General features: G+C 64.9%; 24 protein-coding genes. 3 read left to right on the plus strand and 21 right to left on the minus strand.

Annotated elements, in window-relative coordinates; genetic code table 11:
- Positions 1 to 2: 2 nt before the first annotated feature.
- The 8 genes from glf to RT513_RS08750 form a co-directional block, all read right to left on the minus strand.
- Positions 3 to 2327 carry a UDP-galactopyranose mutase gene (gene glf, locus RT513_RS08715; protein WP_290686579.1) on the minus strand — a complete coding sequence of 775 codons (2325 nt, stop codon included), beginning with the start codon at positions 2325 to 2327 and terminating at the stop codon, positions 3 to 5.
- Positions 2327 to 3502: a glycosyltransferase gene (locus RT513_RS08720; RefSeq protein ID WP_290686577.1), complete on the minus strand. Its 1176-nt coding sequence runs from the start codon at positions 3500 to 3502 to the stop codon at positions 2327 to 2329. Before RT513_RS08720 ends, glf begins: the two co-directional genes overlap by 1 nt.
- Positions 3503 to 3703: 201 nt before the next feature.
- Positions 3704 to 4201, minus strand: a complete 498-nt coding sequence (locus RT513_RS08725; RefSeq protein ID WP_290686575.1) for a ferritin-like domain-containing protein — start codon at positions 4199 to 4201, stop codon at positions 3704 to 3706.
- 750 nt (positions 4202 to 4951) lie between these two features.
- Positions 4952 to 6109, minus strand: a complete 1158-nt coding sequence (locus tag RT513_RS08730) for a YncE family protein (protein ID WP_313533914.1) — start codon at positions 6107 to 6109, stop codon at positions 4952 to 4954.
- Between the two features lie 22 nt (positions 6110 to 6131).
- Positions 6132 to 8513 carry a TonB-dependent siderophore receptor gene (locus RT513_RS08735; protein ID WP_313533915.1) on the minus strand — a complete coding sequence of 794 codons (2382 nt, stop codon included), beginning with the start codon at positions 8511 to 8513 and terminating at the stop codon, positions 6132 to 6134.
- Positions 8514 to 8658: 145 nt separating this feature from the next.
- Positions 8659 to 9627 (minus strand): FecR domain-containing protein, encoded by a 969-nt coding sequence (locus RT513_RS08740; protein WP_290686569.1) that lies wholly within the window; start codon positions 9625 to 9627, stop codon positions 8659 to 8661.
- Between the two features lie 91 nt (positions 9628 to 9718).
- The gene (locus tag RT513_RS08745; protein WP_313533916.1) at positions 9719 to 10228 is read right to left on the minus strand and encodes a sigma-70 family RNA polymerase sigma factor; all 510 of its coding nucleotides are present in this window, start codon (positions 10226 to 10228) and stop codon (positions 9719 to 9721) included.
- 640 nt (positions 10229 to 10868) lie between these two features.
- A complete protein-coding gene (locus RT513_RS08750; RefSeq protein WP_290686565.1) occupies positions 10869 to 11810 on the minus strand; it encodes a ring-cleaving dioxygenase in 942 nt (313 codons plus the stop codon).
- 117 nt (positions 11811 to 11927) lie between these two features.
- Here RT513_RS08750 and RT513_RS08755 point away from each other — a divergent pair, with 117 nt between their 5' ends.
- The gene (locus RT513_RS08755; protein WP_313533918.1) at positions 11928 to 12863 is read left to right on the plus strand and encodes a LysR family transcriptional regulator; all 936 of its coding nucleotides are present in this window, start codon (positions 11928 to 11930) and stop codon (positions 12861 to 12863) included.
- Positions 12864 to 13007: 144 nt separating this feature from the next.
- Here the strand turns inward: RT513_RS08755 and ycaC are convergent, their stop codons facing one another.
- From ycaC to RT513_RS08805, 10 genes are all read right to left on the minus strand, one after another.
- Complete coding sequence (gene ycaC / locus RT513_RS08760) at positions 13008 to 13820, minus strand: isochorismate family cysteine hydrolase YcaC (protein ID WP_290686560.1); 813 nt, start codon at positions 13818 to 13820, stop codon at positions 13008 to 13010.
- A 1044-nt stretch (positions 13821 to 14864) separates the two neighbouring features.
- Positions 14865 to 15239 (minus strand): nuclear transport factor 2 family protein, encoded by a 375-nt coding sequence (locus RT513_RS08765; RefSeq protein ID WP_290686558.1) that lies wholly within the window; start codon positions 15237 to 15239, stop codon positions 14865 to 14867.
- Complete coding sequence (locus tag RT513_RS08770) at positions 15236 to 16141, minus strand: hypothetical protein (protein ID WP_290686556.1); 906 nt, start codon at positions 16139 to 16141, stop codon at positions 15236 to 15238. Before RT513_RS08770 ends, RT513_RS08765 begins: the two co-directional genes overlap by 4 nt.
- A gap of 24 nt (positions 16142 to 16165) precedes the next feature.
- A complete protein-coding gene (locus tag RT513_RS08775; protein WP_290686554.1) occupies positions 16166 to 17008 on the minus strand; it encodes a fumarylacetoacetate hydrolase family protein in 843 nt (280 codons plus the stop codon).
- Between the two features lie 16 nt (positions 17009 to 17024).
- On the minus strand, positions 17025 to 17603 hold the full coding sequence (locus RT513_RS08780) for a malonic semialdehyde reductase (RefSeq protein ID WP_290686552.1): 579 nt from the start codon (positions 17601 to 17603) through the stop codon (positions 17025 to 17027).
- Entirely contained in the window at positions 17596 to 18321 is a 726-nt protein-coding gene (locus RT513_RS08785) for an ABC transporter ATP-binding protein (protein ID WP_290686550.1), read from the minus strand. Before RT513_RS08785 ends, RT513_RS08780 begins: the two co-directional genes overlap by 8 nt.
- 1 nt (position 18322) lies before the next feature.
- Complete coding sequence (locus RT513_RS08790; protein ID WP_290686548.1) at positions 18323 to 19105, minus strand: ABC transporter ATP-binding protein; 783 nt, start codon at positions 19103 to 19105, stop codon at positions 18323 to 18325.
- Entirely contained in the window at positions 19102 to 20058 is a 957-nt protein-coding gene (locus tag RT513_RS08795) for a branched-chain amino acid ABC transporter permease (protein ID WP_290686546.1), read from the minus strand. The genes RT513_RS08790 and RT513_RS08795 overlap by 4 nt, the downstream gene beginning before the upstream one ends.
- Before the next feature lies 1 nt (position 20059).
- Complete coding sequence (locus tag RT513_RS08800) at positions 20060 to 20941, minus strand: branched-chain amino acid ABC transporter permease (RefSeq protein ID WP_290686544.1); 882 nt, start codon at positions 20939 to 20941, stop codon at positions 20060 to 20062.
- A 110-nt stretch (positions 20942 to 21051) separates the two neighbouring features.
- The gene (locus tag RT513_RS08805) at positions 21052 to 22065 is read right to left on the minus strand and encodes an ABC transporter substrate-binding protein (RefSeq protein ID WP_290686524.1); all 1014 of its coding nucleotides are present in this window, start codon (positions 22063 to 22065) and stop codon (positions 21052 to 21054) included.
- A 115-nt stretch (positions 22066 to 22180) separates the two neighbouring features.
- On the opposite strand from RT513_RS08805, the gene RT513_RS08810 reads away from it, so the two are divergent.
- Positions 22181 to 22912, plus strand: a complete 732-nt coding sequence (locus tag RT513_RS08810) for an SDR family NAD(P)-dependent oxidoreductase (RefSeq protein WP_290686521.1) — start codon at positions 22181 to 22183, stop codon at positions 22910 to 22912.
- A gap of 74 nt (positions 22913 to 22986) precedes the next feature.
- Positions 22987 to 23670 carry an FCD domain-containing protein gene (locus RT513_RS08815; protein ID WP_290686518.1) on the plus strand — a complete coding sequence of 228 codons (684 nt, stop codon included), beginning with the start codon at positions 22987 to 22989 and terminating at the stop codon, positions 23668 to 23670.
- A gap of 229 nt (positions 23671 to 23899) precedes the next feature.
- Here RT513_RS08815 and phnE (RT513_RS08820) read toward each other — a convergent pair whose 3' ends face one another.
- From phnE (RT513_RS08820) to phnD, 3 genes are read right to left on the minus strand one after another with little or no spacing between them, the layout of a single operon-like run.
- A complete protein-coding gene (phnE, locus tag RT513_RS08820) occupies positions 23900 to 24727 on the minus strand; it encodes a phosphonate ABC transporter, permease protein PhnE (RefSeq protein ID WP_290686508.1) in 828 nt (275 codons plus the stop codon).
- Positions 24727 to 25632, minus strand: coding sequence for a phosphonate ABC transporter, permease protein PhnE (phnE, locus tag RT513_RS08825; RefSeq protein WP_290686505.1), 906 nt, complete (start codon positions 25630 to 25632; stop codon positions 24727 to 24729). Before phnE (RT513_RS08825) ends, phnE (RT513_RS08820) begins: the two co-directional genes overlap by 1 nt.
- A 55-nt stretch (positions 25633 to 25687) precedes the next feature.
- Positions 25688 to 26593 (minus strand): phosphate/phosphite/phosphonate ABC transporter substrate-binding protein, encoded by a 906-nt coding sequence (gene phnD, locus RT513_RS08830; protein ID WP_290686501.1) that lies wholly within the window; start codon positions 26591 to 26593, stop codon positions 25688 to 25690.
- Between the last annotated feature and the right edge of the window lie 4 nt (positions 26594 to 26597).

The following is a 26597-nucleotide window of genomic DNA, read 5'->3' on the forward strand; positions in this document are numbered from 1 at the left end:
TCTCAATCCCGGCTGTCCGCCCGCGTCGGGGCAAGGCGGGGCGCGAGGCGGCGATAGATCGCCAAAGCCTGCGCGACGACCTGATCCATATTGTAATAGCGGTAGGTTCCGAGACGCCCGGCAAAGATCACCTCCGGCATCTCCCGCGCCAGGCTTTCATACCGTCGCAGAAGCTCCTGATTTTCTGCGCGCGGAATCGGATAGTAGGGCTCACCCGAGGCGCAGGGATACTCGTAGCTGATGGAGGTCATGGGATGCACCTGACCCGTGAGGTGCTTGTATTCCGTGATACGCGTGTATGGCACACTTTCCTGCGGGAAATTGACCACGCCCACGGGCTGAAACCGCCGCATGTCGAGGGTTCTGTGGTCGAACCCGAGACTGCGATAGGGAAGCTCGCCGAAACGGTGATCGAAATACGCATCGATCGGGCCGGTATATATCGTCAGGCGGGCGCGTTCCGCTTGTTCCATTGAATGGAAATCCTGCCCCAGCACGACATCGATGCCCGGATGATCCAGCATCTTCTCAAAGAGCCGTGTGTAGCCGTCCATCGGCATTGCCTGAAAACTGTCGGTGAAATAGCGGTCATCGTCGTCGGTCCGCACGGGGACGCGGGCGGTGACGGACTTGTCGAGTTCGGAAGGATCAAGGCCCCACTGCTTGCGGGTGTAGCCCTGAAAGAATGTCTCATAGAGCCTGCGTCCCACTGCCGATACCACGACATCCCGGCTGTTGCGGATTTCTTCCACCGGCTCCGCCTGCCGCGCGAGAAAAGCCGCGACCTCCGCAGCCGAGGACAGGTCTGTCCCATAAAGGCCGTTAATCGTGCTGCGGTTGATCGGCACCGGCAATAGCCGATCCCCGACCTGAGCCAGCACGCGGTGCTCATACGGACGCCAGAGCGTGAACCGGCTCAGGTAGGCCACGACCGCTTCGCTGTTGGTGTGGAAGATATGCGGGCCGTAGCGATGGACCAGAATACCGGCCGCATCCACATGGTCATGGGCGTTCCCGCCGATGTGGTCGCGCTTGTCCACAACCAGCACCCGCTGCCCGCTGCCCTCTGCCAGACGCTCGGCGAGAACGCTGCCGGCAAAGCCCGCGCCGACGATGACCACATCGTATGGCGCCGACCGCCGCCGCATCACGGGCGTGGGAAATCGCGGCGACGCCGGCACTTCCCGGCTCCGCGTTTCGGCGGCATGCAGCAACGCCCGCATGCGCGCGAAGGTCGTATCCCAGCTCATGGTCGAGAGAACCTTGTCCGCCGCAGTCCTCCAGCCCTGCCCCGCTCGGCGCATCTTGAGCGTCGTCTCGCAGGCCCTGACGAAATCGCCCCCGTCGCGCCCGATTTGCACCGCATCCAGATCGCCATAATGACGCAGCACATCCCGGATCGGAGTGGAGACCACCGGCAGCCCGGCCGCGAGATACTCCGGGGTCTTCGTCGGGCTGATGAATTTCGTCGCCTCGTTGATCGCAAAGGGCATCATCGCCAGATCCCAACCGGAGAGATAGGCGGGTAACTCGTTGTAATGCTTGGGTCCAAGCCAGTGCAGATTCGCGGAGCGCGGCAAATCCGCCTCCGCGATCTTGGCGACCGGACCGATTATGATGAGCTGCCATTGCGGTCTGGCACGGGCCAGATCCGCGAGCAGGTTCAGGTCCAGCCGTTCGTCGATGACGCCGTAGAAGCCCAGGCGCGGATGCGGAATATCCTGCTGGTCCGGCGGTTCGGTACATCTCTGCCTAGCGGCGGCGAAATGCGCACAGTCCACGCTGGACGGCATCGCATGGATGTTGTCGTGATCGCCCCTCTTGGCCTCATAAAGGCTGTAGCCGCCCGTGAAGACGACATCGGCCGCACGCAGCAGCGCCGCCTCGTTGCTTTGCAGGTCATCCGGCGCAAAGCGGAAATTCGATAGCTCATCCATACAGTCATAGACGATCGCGCTCGCTTTGCACCGGGCGGCAAAGGGCCACATCTGCGGGGTATAGAACCAGAGCACAGGGTTCTGCGCCCCGGTGATCGCCACAAGCTGGTCGAGCAATCCGGCAAGCGCCTTGCGGGTTTCTTCCGGGGAGAAGTTCTGCGGAACCCTTGGCCTTATGGACTGCACCGCCGAGTTGTCGAAAGCGTGGAACTCCAGATAGGGCAGGTGGTGGTCCGTCGGGATCATTTCCTCCCAGAACCACACACGGCGTTCCGCGGCGAAGCGAGCCATCAGATGCTGTGGACGTTGCAGGACGAAATCCCAGCGCAGGTGAGAAAAGCAGATCAGCGGCGTCGCGCTGAACTTCTCCTTCGCGAAGTCGAGGTTCATTATCGCCAAACCTTCAAGGTGCGTCGTGCACGGGCTTCATCGATGAGGTGGGAAAAGCGAAGAATGGAATGTTTCCATGTCCATTGCCCCTGAACGACCTGCCGAGGTGAAAGGTTCCCGCTGTCCGCCAGCAGCCGCGCCAGCGCATTCCCGAAGCCTGCTTCGGGCGCCGCAACACCGGTATCGGGCCGGATGTACTGCAAGCCGCAGACCAGGCGGTCATTGGCCAGAACCGGAAGGCCGGCCAGCATGTATTCCGTGAGGATGGCGGGGGCACCGTCGTCCCGGCCGCAGACCAGACCCACCCGGGCGCGGTTGATAAGCGTGTTGACCTCATCGTGGCTGACAGGGCCGGTCCAGTCGATGTTCAACCCGCGTGCACACGCCCTCCGGGTGAGTTCGTCCGTCATGTCCCCATAGCCGACCACACACAGCGCACGCGCCTGCGGGCCGAGGGCTTCGAGCGCATCCAGAAGCAGGTCGTGGCGCTTGTAGGGCTGCGTGGCGGCCACATAGACGGCATCGTATTCCTTGGCCGCCCCTGTCGGGAAAAATGTCTCATCCGAGGCGAATTCGGGTCCGATGGGCAGGACGGCGCACAGGGCGTCCGGGTGTCGGCGCCGGATCTCATCGCTTTGCCACTCTGCCCCCGTGAGGAAGATGTCGAAGCAGGAGGAGAGTTCGGGGACGATGCGAATGGCGGGGGCGTCGATGGAATTGTAGATCAGGATACTGTCGCGGCAGAGGTCCAGCAGATCCTTCGTCACCCCAAGGCCCCAGACGCACATGATCTCCGGCGCTCCATGCACCGCGATATGAGCCGCCATGTCGGAAGAGCCATAGGGGGCGGGGTGAGGATCGGCGCGAAACACGCGCCGGACAAGGGCGTCCGACGGCGTGCAGGGGGGCGCGCCTTCTTCAAGCGAAGCCCTGCTGTCGAAATGCGCATCATCGCTGCCGCAGAAGGACCAGACTTCTGCCGTCTCCGCCAGCCCCGAGGCGACGCAGGCCAGCGGCAGACGTTCGAGATATCCCCCCTTGACGGGCGAGGGCGGAAAGCCACCCGTCACCGCCCCGCCGCGCTGCCATGCGCGTGTGAAGTCCGCGCTCGTCCATCTCGAAGGCCGCGGCGGGAGCGGCGCGCAGAAATCCGATATCACAACGACACGGGACATGGAGATCGCCTGATTTGCCAGGGGGGACTAGACACTTGCAGGACTGAGAAACGGCTGTCGAAATCTGTGGAAATGCCGTCTCTTCCTGCCCCTCAAAGAGCCGGAAGGGACGAATTGCAGGATCGATGGCGCAAGCACCATGCCCCGCTCCACATTTCGAGCAAGAAGGGAAATGGCCGCGAGGATCGCGGCCTTTCAAAATCAGGCAGCCGCCTTCGCCGCCGTGTTCAATGCCGAGGTGGCCAGCGCCGTGAGTTTCTGGTCAGCGGCCTTCTCTTCGGCCAGGGTCTGCCCCATCAGCTCCGCCGCCTCTTTCATCCCCAATGCCTCCGCCCAGGCGATGAGCGAGCCATAGCGCGAGATCTCATAATGCTCGGCGGCCTGCGCCGCGGCGAGAATGGCAGCATCGAGCGCGGGCTGCCCCTTGAACTCCTCCATGACCTCATCGGCCTCCGCGGTGATACCGTCGATCGCGTCGCAGGTCTTGCCCCGCGCAGGTTTGCCGATCATCTCGAACACCTGCTGGAGCCGTTCGATATGCGTCTCGGTCTCCTCGCGATGCGCCGTGAAGGCTTGCTTGAGCTCGGCGTCCGAGGCACCGCGCGCGAGTTTCCTTAGCGCTGCCAGCAGCTTTTTCTCCGCATAGTAGATGTCACGAAGGGTTTCATGAAACAGGGTGTCGAGTGTCTTGTCGGCCATGTCGCTTTCCTCGATCAATGTTGCAAAGTAAGCGAGGCGCAAGACAGGGCGCAGCATCGCTCGCCGACTACCAACGCACCCTGCGTCGGGACGTTCCAAGGCCACGGGGAAGCGCGGATTTTGGACGGCGAGCCCACCCCGTTGCTTGTGCCGATCGCGGTGCTTTTTCCTGTCCGGGATTCATGGTGTTGACCTCCGCCCCTGCTCACCGCTTGCGGTCTCGCCCCACCGATTTCCGCCGCTCGGGCGGGGGACGGTCGTCTTGCGTCGTGGCGCTCGTCTGCGACGGCACCCATTCTGGCCGGTCTATGGGCGAGGGCTTTTGAAGCAGCCGGAAACCGCCCGCGCAGATCGTCCCCGGCTGCAAATTCTGCGAGCGTCTTGAGTGTCCGCAATGCGTCTTCAGATGGCGGGCCGTCCGGTGGTCGTCAAATGCGGCACGGCGCGCTTTGCCCCCACCCGGAAGCGGCCGGGTTGGGGGCGGATGCGGGAGGGGTCGGAAGCGCGTCCGGAGGCTGACGGCGCGCTCCCATTCCGGCTTTCCTTAATAGGCTGCTGAAAAAGGCTTTTTGGCCTAGGTTGGAGCGGAGATCGTGCGCAATCTGACGAAATCCAGCCGGAAATCCATATACGTCCGGCGTTTCCGGGCCGCTTTATCCATTTCCGGCACATAGGCATGACACTTCAGGACTTTTTCGGCAGGCCTGTTAAAATGGAACGTTCAAAAGGCCATGGCCGTACCAGACCGTTCTACGGTTGCTCGCGCAACACCTTCCCGAGTTTCGCAAGATCAAACCGCAGGACGGAATCGAGCCCCCCTTCACGATAGAGCGGGTGTTCCTTTTCGAGCGGCGCCTTCACCGTCAGAAACAGCGTCTGGCCGTCCGCGGCAAGGGCCAGGCTGTTGGGATGGGCCGCGAGCGGAAGGCTGGCCATCAGGGAATAATCTTCGTCGTCCAGCACGACCAGCCCGCCGGTGCCCTCCGGTTTGTCATGGCTGGCGCCGCGGTAGGTGACGAAGACGAGCCCTGCTTCGGGCACACGGATCACATCCAGAGCACCGGTGCCGATCGGCACGGTCTTTACCACCTTGCCGCTTTGCGTGTCGAAGACATAAAGCGCACCGGTATTGCCGTCCGTGGCGAGCAGGCGGCTCCGGGACGCATCCAGTGCGAGATTGATGAAGAAGTGCCTGGATCCCTCCTTCCCCGGCTCCGTGCTGTCTCCCGTGGAAAACGCACTGACTTTTTCGCCGCTCGCCGCATCGAAAACGCCGATCTCATCGATGCCGCCGCCGCTCAGGAAGACCCGGTTGGTTGCCGGATCGAAGGCAAGCCCCGCCGCCCAAAGCCCGGCGTTATCGATGCGCTGAACCTTGTTGTCCTGCGCAGGCGTCACGATCCAGAGGGTTCCCGTCTCGGACGGGCTGGAGACGAACACGCGGCCGCTGGCCTCATCGACCTCGATCATGCGGACATGTTCGAAGCCTTCGCCCTCGGCCTTGCCCAGCTGGATCGTCTCGAGGAGCAGGCCGCTTGCGGCATCCACCACGCTGAGCGAGCCGTCCAGCGTGTTGCCCACATAGACCCGGCCGCGTTCCCGGTCCACGCCAAGCGCGAATGCCTGACGCGGCAGTTCGATGCGCCGGATCGCGCGCAGGTCATTCCGGTCGAGAAAATCGAGATAACCCGGCGTGCCCTTGGCAAAGCTGGGCGTGGAGCCGACAGCAAGCGTGCCGTTCGCGGGCAGGTCCACCAGTTCATAGGCGCCCCGGATCAGATCCTGCTTCAGCATGGCCGAAGCGATCTGCGGCAAGCCGAAAGGGGCTGACCCGTCCTTGGCAAACGATGGAACGGCAAGAAGGATGGCCATGGCGGTCAGCGCGCTCCGCGTGAAATTGTAACGCATCATTATTTTCATCCGATCCGGTTCAGAAACGTTTCCGCAGCGCGATTTCAGCGCGGCGACCCTCGCCATAGACGACCGTGTCGTAGAAGCCGGTCGTGGCGTAGTATTTCTTGTTGAAGATGTTGTTGACGCTCAGAGTGAGTTCGGTCCGCGCGTCCAAGTCATAGGACGCGTTGAAATCAAATACGGCATAGCTGTCCTGATGGACGCTGGGGACGGAGTCATCGGCGTCGAAATCCATGCTTTCGGTGCTGCTCTGCCAGCGCGCGGCACCGCCCACTGTCATCCGGTCTTCCAGTGCGGCCAGCCTGTAGTTGGTCGCGAGCTTCAGCGTATGTTCCGGCTGGTCGGTATAGAGGTCCTTGCCGTCCTTGTCCTCCGACGTGCGGAAGGTGTAGCCTGCGGACACGTTCCAACGGTCGTTGATCGCCCCGGCCACCTCGAACTCGACCCCGCGCGTGGTGGTGCCGTCGATGCTCTCGTAGATGCTGCGGAATTCCTCCGGGACGTAGCCGACGTAATTCGCGACGTCCTTCTGCTCGGTCTGAAAGATCGCGCCGGAAACCAGAAGCGCCCCGTCCAGCAGGTCGCCCTTCACGCCGAGTTCGTAGTTGTAGCCGTAGGTCGGGTCGAGATAGTTGCGGTCGGCATCCTGGACCAGCTGCGGCTTGTAGATGCTCGTGATGCTGCCATAGGCGGTGTAGGTCGGATTGATGTCATAGGTGAAGCCGACATAGGGCGTCACCTCGCCGGAGAACCTGTAGGAGGCCGTGACCTTCTCACCGTCGTTCTGCTCTCCGTCCCACCAGTTGATGCGCGCACCGGCAAGGATGTTGAAACTGTCGGTCACGCTGAACCGGCCAGTGCCATAGAGCCCGTATTGCCGCGTCTTGCTCCCGTCGGTGAAGGTCGGGCGATCCGACAGCACCGGCGCCGGGTAGCGGCCGTTCATGCGATACATGTTGACCGGAAAGGACTCCCCCGATCCGTAGCCGTAATAGGTGCCCTCTCCGTCCGATGCCATGGCGCCCAGAACGAACTGATGCGACCGGCCAAAGGCGTTGAAATCGCCGTTCAGCACGGCGTTGAGGTTGGTCTGCTCATAGCCGCCGTTGTAGCGCGTGCCGTAGCCGCTCATCCCGTCGCCGGTGAGGCGGCCCGGTATGTCGTAGATCCAGGCGAGCTTTGAATCCATGTCGTTCCTGACATGGGACAGGACCATCCGCCCGGTCCAGCCGTTCTCGAAGATATGTTCGAGCGAGCCAAAGGCCTCCGTCCGTTCGGTATCGACATAGGTCCAGTCGGCGCCGTTGCTGGTGCCCCGGGGCCAGTCTATGAGGCCGCCGTCCGTGTGGAATGGCTGGAGCCCACCCCAGGTGACACCATCGGCATCCGTCTTCTGGTAGGACAAACCGGTGCTCAGCACGGTGCTGTCGGACAGATCGACGTCCACCGCACCGAACAGGATGTATTTGTCCTTGTGATAGCGGTCGAGGGTGCCGTCCCGACTGTCCATGACGCCGACCAGCCGCCCTCGCACGCTGCCTGCATCGTTCAGCGGGCCGGAGATGTCGGATTCGACACGCCCGCCCTTCGGATAGGCCAGCGACACGCCGGCGCTGCTCTGGAACACGTCGGTCGGACGCTTGCGGATGAAGTTGACGGAGGCGCCGGGTTCACCTGCCCCCTGCATGAGGCCGGTCGCGCCGCGCACGATCTCCACATGGTCGTAAAGCGCCATGTCCGGGTTATTGTCGCCGAATTGCCAGGCGCCATCGCGCGGGATCGGCACGCCATCATACTGATAGGCGTCGATCTGGAAGCCACGCGAATAGTAGTTGATGCGGTCGCTTTCAAAGGCTTGCACGGTAACGCCGGTCGCGGCCTCCATCGTCTCGGCGATGGTGGTGATGTTGCGATCCTTCATCTGCGCATCGGTGATGACGCTGGTGGATTGCGGCGTCTCCTTCTGGCTCAGCACCAGCCCGGTGGCGGAGCGCATCCATTCGGTGGTCCAGCTTCCGGTGCCTTCCGTCACCGTTCCCGGCGCGGCGGTCAGCGTGACCGCGTTCAGCACCTGCCCGTCCCCCTCGCCCGCCGCGGCCTGCGGCGCGCCGACCAGCGCCGCCGATCCCGGTGCGGTCACACGGACCTCAAGCCCCGACCCGGCGACCATCGCCCGCAGCGCCGCATCCGGTGTCATCGCACCCGAGACAGCCGCAGAGGTCCTGCCCCGCACCAGCTCCGGCGTATAGCTGAGGTTCCATCCGCTGATCCGGCCATAGGCATCCAGCGCGCTCCCCAGCGGCTGAGCCGGAATGTCGAACCGCACGGCGGTTGCCTGAGCCTGTAACTGCTCGGGCGCAAAAATTCCGCCGGTGATTGCCAGACTTGTCGTCAGCATCAACGCCAGCTTGCGGCGATGCCGCCGTAACCTCTTTGTTTCGGCCATCCTGATCCCTCGCTTCTGCGCGGCAGACGGTTCGATCCGTCTGTCTCTCACATCAAAGACGCAGGGGCAGGCAGGAGTCGGAAAAATTTCCGACTCTTTATCTTAGAATTAGGATACCGCCCGGCAGGCTGATCGTGCCCGCACCGGTCGCGGCCGCCACGCTTGCCAGCGCGCCGGGAATGTCGTCCAGCCGAAAGCTGCCGCTGATCCGCATGTCCCGCAGGCCCGCCCGCGCGAGAACGATATGTCCGGGCCAGTAGCGATCCAGTTCGGCGACCAGCGTTGCCACATCGGTTTCCCTGAAAACCGCCCGCCCCGCCCGCCAGGCGAGCCTTCCCGCGCTGTCCGTCGCGACGGCCGGGCCGGCACCAAGACGGGAGATCGTCGCCGCCTGCTCCGGCAGCAGCGTCAGACGCGCAGGGTCTGCGCAATCGCAGCCGACCTCCAGCCGACCGCGCTGAAGGACGATCTCATCGCGGTCCGCTTCGCGACGAAATGAAAATGCCGTGCCCTTGACCTCGGCGCCGCCGAAACCTCCCTTGACATGAAAGGGATGGGCCGGATCGTGCGTCACGTCGAAATAGGCCTCACCCCGGAGCAACGTAACCGCGCGCCTTCCGCCATCGAAGTCGAGCGCGACGGCACTGTCGCTGTTCAGCGTCATGAGCGATCCGTCCGGCAGCGTGACGTCGCGCATTTCCCCGATGTCGGTCCGGGCATCCGCCCGCAGTTCAAGCAGGAAATCACCTGTATGGAGGGCGGCCGCCCCCAGCACCACAACCAGCGCAACCGCCGCCGCCCTGCGCCAGTGGCGCGACCGCGGGGCAAGCTCCGCCGGCAGGTTTGCTGGAAGGGACCGGACGGCCCCCCGAAACTCGGGACCCTCCCACAGGGCCTGCAGGGCGCGGAACTCCACCGCATGGCGGGGGTCCTGCCGCAGCCAGGCTTCAAACTGCGCCGACGTGTTCGCGTCGCTGTCGTTGCGCAGCCGCAAGAGCCACTCCAGCGCGGCATCGGTGACGGGGTCTGCGTGGGTATAGTCCTGCGCGGGCTCGGATTCTGCCATCACCGTCTTCCTACCGGAGCTCTCTGATCATATGACGCATCAGAGGCCGATACCCGGCAAAGATGGCGCCGCCTCAGGAAATTCGGGCCTCTCATGGCCAGCCCACCCGCGCCAGCGCGTCGCGGCAATGCCCCATGGCAAGCTTCAGATCGTTGAAGACCGTGCGCTCCGACACGCCAAGGCGTTCTGCGATGGCCCGGTTGCTCAGATTCTCCAGTCGCGCCATGATCACAACGGATTGCACGCGTGGCGGCAGGCCGCTCAGAGCAACGGACAGCCGGCCAAGATGCTGGCGCGCCGCGATCAGGTCTTCATTCGATGGCATCTCCGCGGCGACGCTGGACAGGTCCGCGCTTCGGCCGGCCTCCAGATGCCCGCGCACGGTTCGACGGCGCAGGTGATCCCGGGCAAGGTTCCGCGCCGTCTGGTGGAGAAAAGCGTCGAGATTCTCGATTTCCGCCTGCTTTCCGGCATGATGCACGCGGATATAGGTCTCCTGCGCCAGATCCTCGGCAATCTGCCGGTCGCCGACAATGCGCAGAACCGTCGCTATCAGCGACTCGCGCCGCGCAAGGAAGATGCCTGTGAGTGCTGCGTCCATCGCCTCGATCCAAGCCTGCCCGGGTCTCTGCCATCGCATCCCGACTGTCCTGTGCCGACTTTCCGCGAAGGCCGGGTCAGGTTCGAAAGGAAGAGCATGGCGATGAGCTTTGCTCGGGCGAAGGCTGCTGCGATGGCCAGATCCGCCAGACAGATCGGTGCATAGGGCGGCGCGATCCGCAACACAAGCGCCTTGAGCCGTCTCGCAATGATCGGCGGCGCAGCCGCAGAACAATCAGGCCTCCAACCCGTGGTAAAACGCCAGTAACCCGCTCAACTCATCCGCAATGTCATCATGCACCGCCGTTTGAGCCCCGCTCCCACGCGATGCGTAGCGCAATCGGCAGAATGGCCGTCAGGAGAGGAAAGGCACCGCCGCAGATATCGCACAGACACCGCCTTGCGCCGGAACACGCCGCAGGCGAGCAGGATATCGCTGAACTCGGGACAGCCACGGCCCGGATGGCGATGGAACAATGGATCGTGGCAGCCTCGTCACGAGTGAAGCGTCGCAACCGGTTGCACCCGCTGCAGCTGTTTTGGGTGACCGGCTCATATCTCGACGGTTTCCCGCCTGTTCCTGATGGCATGATGCGGGAAAAGGGGCCGCGGTCTGCCCTGCGGCCCCCCAGTCAGCGGGATCAGTCCAGCGGCTTCAGTCCGGCCTCGATCTTCGCGCGGCGCGATTCAAGGAATGGCGGCAAAGACAGCGCCTCGCCCATGGTCTCGAACGGTTCGTCCACGGCGAATCCGGGGGTGTCGGAGGCGATCTCGAACAGGTTGCCGCCCGGCTCACGGAAATAGAGCGAGCGGAAGTAGAACCGCTCCACTTCGCCGGAGGACGGGATGCGGAAGCCGTTCACGCGCTCTGTCCAGGCGCGGATCGCGTCGGCATCGGGCACACGGAAGGCGACGTGATGCACCGCACCCGCGCCCTGGCGCGCTATGGGCAGGCCGGGCTGCACGGCGACATGGAGCTCTGCCGCCGGGCCGCCCGCGCCCATCTCGAACACATGGACCTGACCCTCGCCGTCCGGGCTGGCGTAGTCACGCAGCCGTCGCATGTTCATCACCCGGGTCAGCAGCGTTTCCGTCGGGCCGAGGTCGGGGACCGAGATGGTGATGGGACCGAGGCCACGGATCTGATGCTCGGCCGGAACAGGGCTGCGCTCCCACGGATGGGTCTCGCCCGGCTGGTCGGCGGTCAGGCGGAACCGCTGGCCCTCGGGATCCTCGAAATCAAGGCTGGCGCGGGTGTCCAGCGTGGCGATCTCGCCCATGCTCAGGCCATTGTCCCGCAGGCGGGCGGCCCAGTAGTCGAGGCTCGCCTCGTTCACCCGCAGCCCGGTGCGGCTGATCGACCGGGTGCCGCGGCGCTCGCGCATCACGGGCCAGTCGAAGAAGGTGAGGTCTGTGCCGGGGCTGCCCACGCCATCGGCGAAGAACAGATGGTAGGCGGAGGTGTCGTCCTGGTTGACGGTCTTCTTGACCCGGCGCAGGCCCAGCATCTGCGTATAGAAACGGTTGTTGCCGGGGGCGTCGGCGGTGATCGCCGTCAGGTGGTGAATGCCGGTGAGGTTCATCGCGGCCTCCTTTCGTTGTGTCCAATATCGGCGATGACCTGCACGCCCGCCAGCCGTGCCCGATCGAAGCCGGCGTTCTGCTATTGCGAACGGATGGAGCGCAAGTATGCTTCACCCATGCGATATTCCTTGGACGAGATCGAGACCTTCCTGACGGTGATGGAACTGGGCACCATCTCTGCGGCCGCCGCTCGGATGAACCTGTCGAAATCGGTGATCAGCAAGCGGGTCTCGGATTTCGAGGCGACGGTGGGAGCAGCGCTTTTTCGCCGCAACGCCGGGCGGATCACGCCGACCGAGGCAGCGGGACACCTGTCGGAGCGCCTGCGACCGGCACTGGCCGAACTGGTCGCGGCAACCGAAAGCGCGGCCTGGAGCATGGACGGCGCGGCGCCCTTGCGCGGGTCGCTTGCCATCGCCGCGCCGATGAGCTTCGGCACAATGTATCTGACCCCGATCCTCGCGCGGTTCGCCGCCGCGCATCCGGAGCTGGACCTGCGCATCGACTATGACGACCGCGCCCATGACCTGGCGCGCAACGGTTTCGATATCGGTATCCGCATCGGCGAAGCACGCGACGGCGCGCTGAAGGCCCGCAAGCTCTGCGAGGACCGGCAGGTTGTCGTCGCGGCGCCGTCCTATCTCGCCCGCCACGGGACGCCGACGACGCTGTCCGACCTGCACGACCATCAGGTGATCAGCTATGCGCATCTGGCCGATGTGGCCTTGTGGCAGTTCCGGGTGGGCGGACGGACGGTCTCGCCGCAGGTGGGAGGGCGGATCGCGCTCAACAATGGCGAGGCGATGCGCGATCTGGTGATTGCCGGGCTTGGCCTGGCGATGCTGCCCGGCTTCATCGTGGCGGCTGCGGTAAGGAATGGCGCCCTGGTCGAAGTCATGCCCGGGGTCGAGACCCGCGTTCTGCCGATCACCGCCGTCTGGCCGCCCGTCTCGCCCATGCCCACCAAGATCCGGGCCGTCATCGACCATCTGGCTGCCGAACTGGCGGACGGAGGCCCGTGGCGGCAGGGCATGCCAACGGCGGAGCTATGAGAGCGGGCAGGAAGGCGCAACGCATCCGGTCCGCCATCGCAGCGATCCCTCTGCCGGAGCAACGCGCGGAAAAGGCGGTCAACGGAATGGGCGGCCGAAGCCCAGATGGCTTGGCCGCCCATCGCGCCCCATTATGGCCCCGCGTCAGGCGCCCGGCTGGCTGGCCATATGGCTGCCGATCACCGTCTGATAGCCCGGCAGATGGCTTGAGATCAGTTGGCCGAAGCCTTCCACGTCATTGCGCCAGTCGCGCTGCAACTCGGCTGCCACTGCGAACCAGGAGGTCAGCTGCGCGCCCGCCTGCTGCATGCGCAGCCACGAGGCATCGCGGGTGATTTCGTTCATTGTGCCGGATGCGTCAGTCACCACGAAGACCTCGTAGCCCGCCTTCAACGCGGAGAGCGCCGGGAATGCCACGCAGACTTCGGTCACCACCCCGGCGATGATGAGCTGTTTCTTGCCGGTCGCCTTGATAGCATTGACGAAATCATCGTTGTCCCAAGCGTTGATCTGCCCCGGTCGGGGGATATACGCCGCCTCTGGGAACATGTTCTTGATACCGGCAAGGAACGGGCCGTTGGGACCATTCTCGAAGCTGGTCGAGATGATCACCGGCAGATTGAAGAACTTGGCTGTATCGGCCAGAGCCTCGACATTGTTCTTGAAGGCTTCCGGGGTCTGGTCGCGCACCAGACCGGAAATGAGCCCCGTCTGGTGATCCACCAGCAGGACGACGGCGTCGTCTTTCGACAGGCGGTTATAGAGATCTTCCATGATACTGGTCCTTTCTCGTCGCGGCCGGGCCAACTGCCGACCCCGTACCACGCACGGAATATGCGCCCCCGCCGCGATCTGCATAAGCCAACGACAATCGAAGACCGCGTTCGGTTTTTGCGAACGCGTCCGGTACATATCGGTGCTGAAGCCCACGCCGCACCGGTCTTCGGCCGTTGCCATGGCAGCGTGCCGCGCTTCGAAGCTGAACCGCCTGTCGCAGAAGATATGCTCCCGCAGATATGCTCCCGCGGGCTGCGACCGGGATGTGGCGCAAGACCTCGTCAGATAGCCGGATGGCCGACGTCCCGACGCCACGCGGGGTTGGGCAAACTCATCGACGGTGCGGCAGTCCCGGCAGCGTTGCCCCGGAACTGTCGGCGCGAGGCATGAAGGGCCCATGGTGGCTGCGCTAGGCCCGGTGGCACCGATGATCCTACCGCGCTGCCGAAAAGTCCTGAAATGTCATGCCTATGCGCCGGAAGTCGGAAAATGGGCCCGGAAACACTCGGAAGTATATGGATTTCCGGCGGGATTTTATCAGATTGCGAAAGACTTCCGCTACAACACAGACCAAAAAGCCTTTTCAGCAGCCTGCTACCTGTGGAAGAATGGGTATGGTAGGGCTCAAAAAGAAGGCGGGCCTTCCGCGCACAGAAGACCATGACGTGACGGGAGCGGTCTAGCCGTTTCTTCTGGGGCGAAATTGATCCGCGCCCCGGTATTCGCCACCTCAGCGGCCTTGGTCCCGAGGGGCTCGCAGAACGGCCTGCCCGTCGTGGATGACGTCCGCCGTCCCCGGCGTCAACGATGGCCACTGCCTCCAGCAGCCGGGGCGCCGTCGCGTCATCGGGGATAGGGAAATCGCGATCCGCGGTCAGCCGCGTATCTTCGGGCGCGCGGCCGCCCCAAGACCCGCCACCGATCACGGCCATCCCCGACTTGACGGCAAGGTCAGCCGCGCGGCCGATGGCCGGCGTTTGGTCCAAGCAAAGTCTCGGGCGGAAAGCGCTGGCGGCCGAGCACGCTGTCATCGGCCATTCGATGTACAATCAGGGCCGTTGTCCCGCCAGCGAAACGGATGCACGACAAAGCTCCCCATCGCAGCAGGCAGCCTTTGGGGCGGAGATGCCGCCGTGACAGGGAACCCGGGCTTCAGCCGAGTTCCCTGTTCTCGGGCTCCGGCTTGCCCACCGCGCCCGGCCGATCCACCTCTACGCCTCCATGTCACGCCCTTGGCAGCGGCGTGGGCTGATAGCCGACAAGCTGCCAGCCTTCTTTTCCCCGCCGATAGACGGCGAGGCTTGCATTGGCCAGGCGGCGGGTCTGACCGGCCACCGTCACCTCGGCCAGCATGCGGCCCGCCACCACGGCCGCATCGCCCCAGACGGTGATCGCATCCTCCGGGTGTTCGATGGAGAGATAGCGGAAATGCCCTGCCGACACCTTTTCCAGATAGCTGGCGCGCGTGTCGCGCGACCCATCCGAATGGGTGTAGATCAGCGCCCCGTCCAGCAGGGCTGCCAGAGCCGTCACATCCCCTGTCCGCATGGCGGCATAACGCGCCGCCTCGACCGCGCGGATCTCTTCCTCAGCTCTCATGCCGGCACCGCTTCGGGAACGGCAAAGGCGGTATGGTGATCGATCCAGAGCCGGGGCGGCAGTGCTCCCCAGCGGTTCACCACCTTGGGGTTCGACAGGTTCACCCCGACATCCGTCACCTGTGTCGGCCGGTCGTCCCCGATCACCTCCATCTCCGACGTGCATTCGACCATGAAACCGGCACTGTCGAGGTAATAGGCGAAGATGTTGTCCCCTGCCCCGTGCCGCCCCGGCCCCCAGACGATGCCACGGTCACAAGCGTCCAGCACATCGCCCAGCCGCTTGTAATCGCAGAAATCCGCAAATTCCCAGCTGTAGTGGTGCAGCCCCGGCCTGCCCAGCACAAGGCCAACCGTATGGTGGCGCCCGTCGCCCGCGCGCATCCAGTTCAGCTCGTAACCCGTCGTCCGCTCCGACAGGATCAGGCCCATCACCTCACCGAGTTCCTCCCCCATGGCCTGGGGATCAGAGGAACACAGGTTCACGTGATCCAGGCAACTTGGATGGATGCCGGCGCCGGCATACCGCTTCGGCTGGTCTTCCGGCATGGCGGTATGGACCTCGAACACATGGCCCTCGCTGCTGGCGAAAGTGACCGACCGGGCAATGGCGGGCAGCGAGGGCGTCTGCGAGAGGATCCGCAAGCCCCGCTTGCGCGCCCGTGCCGCGACCTCATCCACCGCCGCGGCGCTGGTCGCCTCCAGCCCGATGGCGCGGACCTCGTTCGCGGCGGCGCGGTGCAGCACCAGCTCCGCATGGCGACGGTTGGCGGTCAGGATCGCGCGATCCCCCTCCATCCGGCAGAGCCGCGCGCCGGCGATGGCCTGCGCGTCGGCGACTGCCGCCTCCAGATCGATGACGTTCAGGGCGACGTGGCCCAGCCGATAGATGAGTGCGGTCATGGTTTTCCTCCCCTCGACAGCGGTTCAGGCGGCAGCCGTGCGGACTTCATCTTGCACGGGGTTGGACAGGATGCCGATGCGCTCGATCTCCACCTCGCAGCGGTCGCCATCCTTCATGAAGAGCGGAGGCTTCCTTGCCCAGCCGATGCCGGCGGGCGTGCCCGTCACGATGATGTCGCCCGGCTCGAAGGTGATCGCCTCCGAGATGGTGGAGATCAGCACATCCACCGGGAAGATCAGGTCGGAGGTATTGCCCTGCTGGACGACCTCTCCGTTCAGGCGCGTCTGGATGGACAGGCCCGCCGCGCCGGGCGGCAGTTCGTCCGCGGTAATCATCCACGGGCCAAAAGCGCCGGTGTTGTCGAAGTTCTTGCCGACCGTCCATTGCGGCGACTTGAACTGATAGTCGCGGATCGAGCCTTCGTTGAAGATCGAATAGCCCGCGACATGGGACAGCGCATCCTCGCGGCGGATATGCCGCCCGCCCTTGCCGATGATGGCGACCAGCTCCCCCTCGAAGTCGAGTTCGCGCGAGATGGTGGGCCGGATGATCGGCTGGCCATGCGCCACAAGGCTGGTGGCATAGCGCGGGAACACGGCCGGATAGGTGGGCCTTTCCTTGTAGGGGCTCTCCGCCGCATGGTCGAGATAGTTGAGGCCGATGCAGAAGATCTTCGGCGGCCGCTGGATGACAGGCAGCAGCGCCGCCATGTCCAGCGACATCGCCTCGCCCTTGGGGGCGGCCGACAAATCGGCCCCGGAGCGGATCAGGGAGGTCAAATCCGTGGCGCCCAGATCGACCCAGCCGTCGCCGGCGGAAGCGGCGAGATGCGCCTTGCCGTTCTTGAGGAAGTTTGCGTAACGCATGATTGTCTCCTTGTGGTCAAAGAATGGAACAGGCTTCCTCGAAGGAAAGCCGTGGCAGGCGGGGGAAGAGCTTCTCGCGCTCCCCATGCCCGAGATTGATCAGAAAGTCGGAGCGCAGCCGCCCGTCGGGAAAGAACTCCCGGTCCACCGCGCTATTGTCGAAGCCCGACATCGGCCCGCAATCCAGCCCGAGCGCGCGGGCGGCGAGCAGGAAGTAGCCGCCCTGCAAGGTGGCATTGCGCTCCGCTGTCGTGCGGGTCAGCGCCGGATCGGCGGCAAAGGGCTCCGCCGCCTCCGGCCTGTGCGGAAAGAGCCGCGGGACATGTTCATGGAACCGGGTATCGCTGGCGACGATGGCCGTCACGGGTGCGGTGCGGACCTTGTCCACATTGGCAGGCCAGAGCGCGGGCAGCAGCCGCGCCTTCGCCTCCGGCGTGGTCAGGAAGACGAAGCGCGCCGGCTGGCAGTTGACCGAGGTCGGCCCCATGCGGGCCAGGTCGTAAACGCGTTCCAGCATTTCATGCGGCACGGCCTCATCCTTCCAGAAGGAATGGGTGCGCCCATCGGTGAACATCCGCGCGATGACGTCAGCCATGGAGATAGGCCTTCGACAGCGTGTCATCCGACAGCGCGCGGTCCCATCCTCCGCGGGGCACCTCATGCACCACGCGGCCCAGCGACATGACATAGGCGCGGTCAGTGATCCGCGCGGCGAGCTTTACGCTCTGCTCCACGATCAGCAGGCTGAGACCCCGCGCGCGGAGCGTATCCAGCGCCGCGACGATCTCCTGCACCACCTTGGGCGCAAGGCCCGTGGTCAACTCGTCCAGCACCAGAAGCCGCGGTTGCAACAGCAACGCACGCGCCACCGCCACCATCTGCTGCTGTCCACCCGACAGAAGCTCTACCCGTGTCGCCAGCTTTTCCCGGACCACAGGAAAAAGCTCCAGCACCTCCTCCAGCCCCATGCGGGCAAAACCGGCCGGGCGACTGGCCTTCTGTCCGGCGTGATCGGACAGCCGCAGGTGGTCCGCAACGGTCAGTTCGCCGAAAAGTCCCCGCGTCTCCAGCACGACGGCGATGCCATGCCCCGCGCGGGCGTGGGGCGCATCGCGGGTGATGTCGGCGCCGTTGAAGGTGATCCGCCCCGCCGTCGGCGGCGAAAGGCCAAGCACCGCGCGCACCAGCGTGGATTTCCCGGCCCCGTTGGCGCCGACGATGGCGACGGCCTCATTCTCGCCGACCTGCATGTCCAGATCACGCAGCACGGGAATGCGCCCATATCCGGCGGCGATCCGTTCCACAGACAGCATCTCAACCCCCCAGATAGGCATCGCGCACCGCCCGGTCCGCCTGGATGGCGGCCATCGACCCCGATGCGATGATCTTGCCGAAGTAAAGCGCATGGACATCTTCGCAGACTTCCATCAGCCCCATGTCGTGGGAGACGAGGAGGATGGTGATCCCCTCCGCCGCCAGTTCTTCGATCCAGTCGCGCAGGCGGAACACCTCGTCCTGCGAGAGACCGGAGGACGGCTCGTCCAGCAGCAAAAGCCGCGGCGACGCCATCCGGGCACGGGCGATCTCCACGATGCGCTGTTGCCCGGCAGGAAGTTCACCCGCACGGGTGGTGGCCAGCCGGTCCAGCCCGAAGCGCGCCAGCATCGCCGCCGTGCGCTCCGCCACCATGCCCCGCTCGCGCCGCTCCGCCGGGGTCCGCAGCATGGCCGACCAGAAGCCGGAGGAGGTCTCGTTGTAAAGGCCGAGCGCCACGTTCTCCGCCACCGTCATATGGCCGAACAGCTTCGGCGTCTGGAAGGTGCGGATCAGACCCGCCCGGCTTCTGGCCTGAACCGGAGCGCGGGTGATCGGGCGTCCTTGCAGCAGGACCTCCCCTGCCTTGGGGAGCAGGAAGCCGGAGGTGATGTTGAAAAGCGTGGTCTTGCCCGACCCGTTCGGTCCGATCAGCCCGGCGATGCCCCCTTGCGGCACCGAAAAGCTGACATCCCGCAAGACGGTCAGGCCGCCAAAGGCATGGGCCACACCGCGGAGTTCGAGGATCGGCGCGATAGGCGTTTGCTGTGCAAGTGCTGTCATTTGCGGAGCCTCCTCAAACGGGCGGGCAGCCCCGTCAGCCCCTCCGGCAGCAGCACCACGACCAGCACCAGCACGATGCCGAAAAGCATCTGGTGGATGTCGCCGAGCCCGGCCAGCGCTTCGGGAACCAGCGTGACAAACAGTGCCCCCGCCACCACACCCCAGACGGTGCGCGCCCCGGCGATCACCGGGATCAACAGAAAGACGATGGAGCGTTGAACGGTAAAACTCTCGACGCTCACATAGCTGACGTAATGGGCAAAGAGCGAACCCGCCAGCGCACCGAGCGCCGCGCCGATGACGAAGATGCGCAGGCGCAGCCCGTGGATCCCCACCCCCAGCACCTCGGCCGCCGGGGCCGCATCCCGCACCGCCTTCATGGCAAGGCCCGGGCGGCCCGCAACCAGGTTCTGCCCCAGCCAGATGAGGCCAAGGAGCAGCCCCCAGGCGAGGTAGTAGAACCGCGTCGGCGTGTCGAAATCGAAACCCATCAGCGAAAGCGACGGCAAACCGCCGATGCCGAGCGTTCCCCCGGTCAGCCAGTCCCATTCAAAGAACAGGATCGTGCCGATGGTGCCGACGGCCAGCGTCGCCAGCGCCAGGAAAAAGCCCGTGAGCCGCAGCACCGGCCAGCCGATGGCCAGCGCCACCGCCGCGGCCACGACGATCCCGACGACGATCCCGGTCAGCGGCGACCAGCCGAGTTCCACCGTACCATAGGCCGAGGCATAGGCGCCGATGCCGTAGAAGAACGCCTGCGCGAGATTGACGATCCCGCATTGGCCAAGCAGCAGCCCGACCCCCAGCCCAGCAATCGCATAGATCGCCGCAAACACCATGAGGTCGATCGCGTGGCGCCCCAGCACCATCGGCAGCAGCAAAAGCACCAGCAGGGCAACGGCGCTCCAGACGGGGGCGGAGCGCGCGCTCCGGGATGCGGTCAGCGTGGCCATCTCAGCCCCCCTTCCGCCCGGCGCGGCCCAGAAGGCCGTTCGGCATCAGCACCATCATGGCCACCATGATGGTCAGCGCCACCGCGTCCTTGTAGCCCGACGACAACCCCACGACGGCCAGCGCCTCGGTCAGCCCGATCACCAGCCCGCCCAGAACCGCGCCCAGCGGATTGGCCAGCCCGCCCAGAATGGCGGCGGCAAACCCCTTGAGCGTGATGCCCAGCCCCATCTGATAGCTCACCGCGATCAGCGGCGTGACGAGGATACCCGCGAGCGCGCCCACGGCCCCACCAAGAATGAAGGTGTTGCCCCGCATCCGCGCCACGTCGATGCCGTTGGTGGCCGCGCCTTCGGCGTCGATGGAGGTCGCCGTCATTGACAGCCCGGTTATCGAATAGCGGTAGAAGGCCCAGAGCCCCGCCACCACGACCAGCGATATGCCGATGAGCCACAGGGCATGGATGGTGATGAAACCACCCATGATCTCGACATTGCCCTGCCCGCCGAGGCCGGGAAGCAGATGCGCATCCCGCCCGCCGAAATAGAGCACCGCCGCCGAGATGGTAAAGGCCAGCCCGATGGTGAGCAGCAGGAAGGCATCCTCCTCGGCATGGCGGCGCATCATCGGGCGCACGCAGAAGCGGTCGATGGCCCAGCCGGTCCCGGCCCCCGCGGCGATGCCGAGCGGGAAGGCCACCCAGTAGGGCAGGCCAGCGGCGGCTATGGCAAAGACCGCCACCATGCCGCCGATCACCGCGAAATCGCCCTGCATGGCGTTCACGATCCGCGTGCCCTTGTAGATGACCGCGATGCCGATGCCGACCAGCGCATAGACGAAGCTGTTGGTCAGCCCCGCAAGAATGGATTGCCAGACGAGTGCCATGGCCGCCCCCTCACTCGGCCTTGTAGGGCAGCCGCGAGAACTGCCCTTTCGTCAGCAGGGAATAGCTGAAACTGCCGAGGTTCAACCCGCCCATGTCGGCCGCGGAGAAGTCATAGGTCGCAAAGGCGCCCGGAAACGGCGCGCGCAGGGCCTCGCAGAGTTCCCCCTCGGCCGGCTCCGGCCTCCGGCCCGGTCTTTTCCAGCGCGGCGGCGATGGCCATCACCGCGTCCCAGCCGGCGGCCTCGAAATGCTTGGGCAGGCGGCCGTATTCGGCTTTGTAGGCAGTGACGAATTCCACCTGGTTCGGCAGCGGATCCTCGGCGATCAGGAACTCGGCGTGAACCACATTGTCGGCCGCATCGCCCATGGCGCGCACGACTTCGTAAAGCGCGGTGCCATGGACCGAAACGATGGGCTGCGTCAGCCCGACCTGCCGCAGGTTGCGGAAACCCGTCGCGTTTGAGGACAGAAGGATCACCGCATCCGGGTTGGCGGCCTTGACCTTGGCGGCCTGGGCCGTGGCATCTGTGGCGGAAAGCTCGAACTTTTCGACTTGCACGAACTCGACGCCGTATTCGCTGCCGAGATCCTTCATCGCGCCCCAGATCACCTGGCCATAGCCGGAATCATGCAGGACGGCGATGCGCTTGAACCCTGCATCGCGCACATAGGAAAGCAGCGCACGCGCATTGAGCCCCTGCGCCGGGGTGAGGTGAAGCACGCAATCGCGCTTCGCCTCCACCGCCGGACCGATGCCGGTGAAGGCCAGCATCGGGATCCGTTCCTTCTGCGTCACAGCGCCGACGGCGACGGTCTGGGCGATGCCGGTGGGGCCGACCACGGCGACTACGTGATCGGAATGCACCAGCGTGTTGATCTTGCTCATCGCCGCGTCAGGGTTTGAGCCGTCATCCTGCATGATCAGTTCCAGCTGCCGGCCGCCGACACCGCCCTTCGCGTTGATGACTTTCTGGGCGAGCAGCACCCCGTCGCGTTCCGCGGTCCCCAGCGAAGCGAGGCCCCCCGTCGTGGACAGCAGCACCCCGATCCTTACCGGCTCCGCCGCCTGCGCCGCCGTCGCCTGCGCGATCAGCGCAATGGCCGTGAGAAATCCAGTCTTCATCGCTTCCTCCCCGAAACGAATGCGAATCGGCGCTTCACCGATTTTCCACTGTTTATCATATTTTCTATAATCGGTGAATAATGGTAATTTGAAATGACAACGGGGGAGAATCGGCATGCGCTTGGATGGCAAGGTGGTGGTGGTCACGGGGGCGGAATCCGGGATCGGGCGGCAGGTGGCATTGTCCTGTGCAGCCGAGGGAGCAATGGTGATCTCGGCAGGGCTGGATGAGGCGGGGCTGGCGGAGACCGTCCGCATGGGTGCTGCTCTGGCGCAGGTGGCGGACATCCGCGACCGGCCGGCAGTGTCCGGCCTGATGCGGCTGGCGCAGGAGCGGTTCGGACGGTTGGACGCCGTCGTGGCCAATGCCGGTGTGACCCTGCCCCGGAAACCCGTTCTGGAGATCAGTGATGCGGAATGGGATTTCATTCTTTCCGTAAATCTTACGGGAACTTGCAACACGGTGATTGCGGCGGCACGTGCCTTGGTCGCGCAGGGAAACGGCGGGTCGATCATCGCCACCGGATCCTCCACGGTGCTGCGCGGCATGACCGGGCTGACCCCCTATGTGGTGGCGAAAAGCGGCGTGCATGGCCTGATGCGGCAACTGGCGTCAGAGCTTGCGCCCCACCGCATCCGGGTCAACACCCTGGTGCCCGGCACCACCGCCACCCCGCTGGCCCAGGCGATTCCGGGCCATCTGGAGGCCGCCGCCGCAGCGCTGCCCATGGGTGAGGTCGTCGATCCGGAGGAGCTTGGCCGCTACGTTGCCTTTGCGCTGAGCGATGCCCTGCCCCATATGACCGGGGCGCTGCTCTGCGTCGATTCCGGCCGGACCGTCGCATGATGCAGTTGCGAAAGAATACGAAATTTTCTAATATTATCGCAAAGCCGCAAGTATGGCCGAAGGACAATAACGGCATGGACATCGAGACGCCGGACCGCCCCAACGCGCGCACGCGTACATCGGAAATCGTCGGGACGCTGCGCGCGGCAATCCTCAATGCCAAACTCCGGCCGGGAGAAAGGCTGCGCTTCGAGGAGCTGCGGGAGCAGTTCAACGCCGGGATGAGTCCACTCCGCGAGGCGCTGACCCGTCTGGCGGGTGACGGCCTTGTCGTGCTGGAGGAGCACAAGGGTTACCGTGTCGCCCCCGTGTCGCGTGAGGATCTGGCCGATCTGGCGGAGACGCGGTGCGATATCGAGAGCCTCGCCCTGACACGCGCGATCCGGGCCGGCTCGGATGCGTGGGAGGGGCGGATCCTTGCCGCGCTTCACGAAGTCGGCAAGCGGTCGAAGATGAAGGACGGCGAAATCGACCTTGTCTGGGAGGAGGCGCATCAGCGGTTCCACACCGCGCTGGTGGCCGACTGCGGATCCCCCCGGCTGCTGCATTTCCGCCAGATCCTTGCGGATCAGGCCACCCGCTACCGCCGCCTGTCGGTCCACTATCTGCACGAACCCCGCGACGACTTGGGAGAGCATCGCGAGCTGGCCGAGGCGGTAATCACCCGGCGTAGCGACGACGCCGCCTATCTGATCCGCCGCCACTACATGCGCACTGTGGACATCCTGCTCACCTCCGCGCCGGAGATCTTCGAATAGGGCGCCCTGAGGTTCAGCCTCGGGGAGCTTGAAGGCGTTGAGTCATGCTCGGAAGGCGAGGAGGCAAGGACATTCATAGTACCGATTGGAACCAGAGCAGTTGAGGTTGCCCCGCCTGATGAGGCGGCTTGGCGGCTTGACTGAAGGAGCTTTGCCTGTCTTCTGAATGGATCGTTTCCTTCGCCGGAAAATCCTCCCCCACGCCTCTATCGCGGAGCACAGGAGTGTCTCAGCCCTGCCGGATCCGCCCCTGCCCCGGGCGGATGAGACGGCCGCGGATCAGGCCGGACACGGCGTCGATCAGATAGACCATCCCGACGATCAGGATGATGATCGACCATGCCTCGTCCCATTTGTAGGCACCGATCCGGTCAGAGAGGAGGAAGCCGATCCCGCCCGCGCCGACAATGCCGAGGATGGTGCCCGACCGCACGTTCGATTCGAAGTTGTAGAGCGTGATCGACAGCAGCACCGGCATCACCTGCGGGAGCAGGCCGAAGCGGATCGCCTGAAACCGGGAGCCGCCCGCCGCCGTCACGCCCTCCACCGGCTTGGGCGAGCTGTTCTCGATCGCCTCCGCATAAAGCTTGGCCAGCACACCGATCTCTCCCACCGCGATGGCCAGCACCCCGGCCAGGGGCCCGAGCCCGAAGGCCCTGATGAAGATCAGTGCGAGGATCAGCGTCTCGAAGGCGCGGATCGCGTCGAAACCCCGCCGGAGACCGAAGCGCAGCCAGCCCATCCTGTTGATCGTCTTCGCGCCCAGGAAAGACAGCGGAAAGGCCACTAGCGCGCCGAGGATCGTGCCCAGAAAGGCCATCGACAGCGTCTCTCCAAGTCCCGTCAGCACCTCGGCCACGCTGGGCCAGTCGGTCCAGACATGGGGCGGCAGCATGAAGGACAGCACACCGCCCAGCCGCCCCATCCGGTGCCAGAGACGCGTGGGCGTGAAGCCGAAATCATAAAGGCACCAGCCGAACATGAGGGCGAAACCGGCCCAGAAAAGCGCCCGCCCCGGTCGGCGCGGCCTTGCGATGGCTCGAGTTAGGTCCGCCATCACACAGCCTCCAGCCCGATGACCCGGTGACGAAGCCGCTCGGACGCCCAGTCGATCGCAAAGACGGTTGCAAGGATAATGAGGAAAAGCGCCGACAGGTCGGTGTATTCCTGCAGGCTGACCGCAGTGCGCAACTCCTGCCCGAGTCCGCCCGCGCCGACAAAGCCGATGATGGAGGAGGAACGAACGTTGATCTCGAACCGGAGCAGCGTATAGCTCAGCGTGTTGGGCATCACCTGCGGCACGACGCCGTATCGCATCTGGTCGAACCACGACCCGCCCGCGGCACGAACGCCCTCCACGGGGCGCATATCGACGTTCTCGTTCGCCTCGGAATAGAGCTTTCCAAGCGATCCCGTGCAGTGCAGCGCGATGGCCAGCACGCCCGCCATCGGGCCCACGCCGAAGCAGAAGACAAAGATCAGCGCCCAGACCAGTTCCGGCACCGTCCGCGCGATCTCAAGCATCCGGCGGGTGATCCAGACCAGCGAAGGCAGAGGCGAAAGGTTGCGCGCCGCCGTGAAGGACAGAAGGAACCCCGCGATCACACCGAGCGTCGTGGCCATGAAGGCGATGAGCAGCGTCTCCACCAGCAGGTCGAGCCAGACGGGCCAGCGCCAGAACCAGTGCGCGAGATCCCGCCCCAGCGTGGCAAGGCTCAGGTCCGGCAACGTCTTGGCAATGTAGTCACCCAGCCGCGGCAGCCCTGCGGCGAGGATCCAGCGATCCTCGCGCGCACCGCCGGGAAGGGTCACCTGCGTTACACGAAAGAAGTTCGCCATGTCCGCCGAGACCCAGAACGCCAGCGCGATCACGGCAAAGGCGAGCCAGAAGGTCAGCCGCGCCCGTCTCCGGTGACGCAGGAAATCGGCCTCGAAGGTAGCGAAGGTATCGGTTGGGGACATGGGATGCGCCGGTTGTTTTTGGAGAAATCGGGGCGGTCGCGCCGCCCCTTCACGATCAGCCGCGACGTTGCGCCTTCATCCAGGCGCGCATGTCCACGATCCACTGATAACGGTCGTGATCCACTTCGATGAAGCCCCTGGCGGTCGATTTGTCGCCGCCGGTGATGGCGCGGAAGGCGTCCGGCGCATCGACCGGCGCGCGCAGATACGCCTGCTTCACCGCATCGATCATCGCGGGCGGCAGGTTGGCGCGGACGGTCACCGGGCCGTTGGTGATCTCTGGCGACTGCCAGACGAAGCACACCTCGCCCTCCTTGATCATGCCTTTCTGCACCATGCGCTGGGGGATGCCGTTTTCTTCGTTGTTGATGTAGGTGGCGGCGGCGTCGAACTGATGGTTCACCACGCCCTGCACACCGGCCTCATGACTGCCCGAAAACGGCGTCGCGGCGAAATAGCTGGTCGGCTCGATCCCTTGCCGGACAAGGTTGAACAGCGGCACGGCATAGCCCGAGGTGGAATCCGGGTCGGCGAAGGCCATCACCTTGCCCTTCAGGTCCGCCACCGTCTTGTATCCCGCATCGCAGCGCACCGCGATGACGGAGAAATAGCCCGAGGAACCATCGAGATCCTGCTGGGCAAGGATCGGCCGCACGCCGCCTTCCGTTTCCGTCCAGGCGGCGGCATAGGCCGAGGAACCCAGGCTGGCGAATTCGATCTGGTCTGCGGCCAGCGCCTGGATCACGCCGTCGTAGCTTCCAGCGGTGAAGATCTCGACCTCCACGCCCAGCGACTTTTCCAGATAGTCGCGGTAGGGTTCCCAGCGTGCCATGCGGTCGGCCTCGTTCTCGGCCGAGGTCACGCCGATGCGCACGATGCGGTAGTCCTGCTTCCAGTCCTGTGCCCATGCGGGAAGGGTCGCACCCAGCATGAGCAGGGCGGCGGCGGTCAGCGTCTTCATGGAG

The sequence above is a fragment of the Haematobacter sp. genome (assembly GCF_032102465.1).
Lineage (GTDB): Bacteria > Pseudomonadota > Alphaproteobacteria > Rhodobacterales > Rhodobacteraceae > Haematobacter.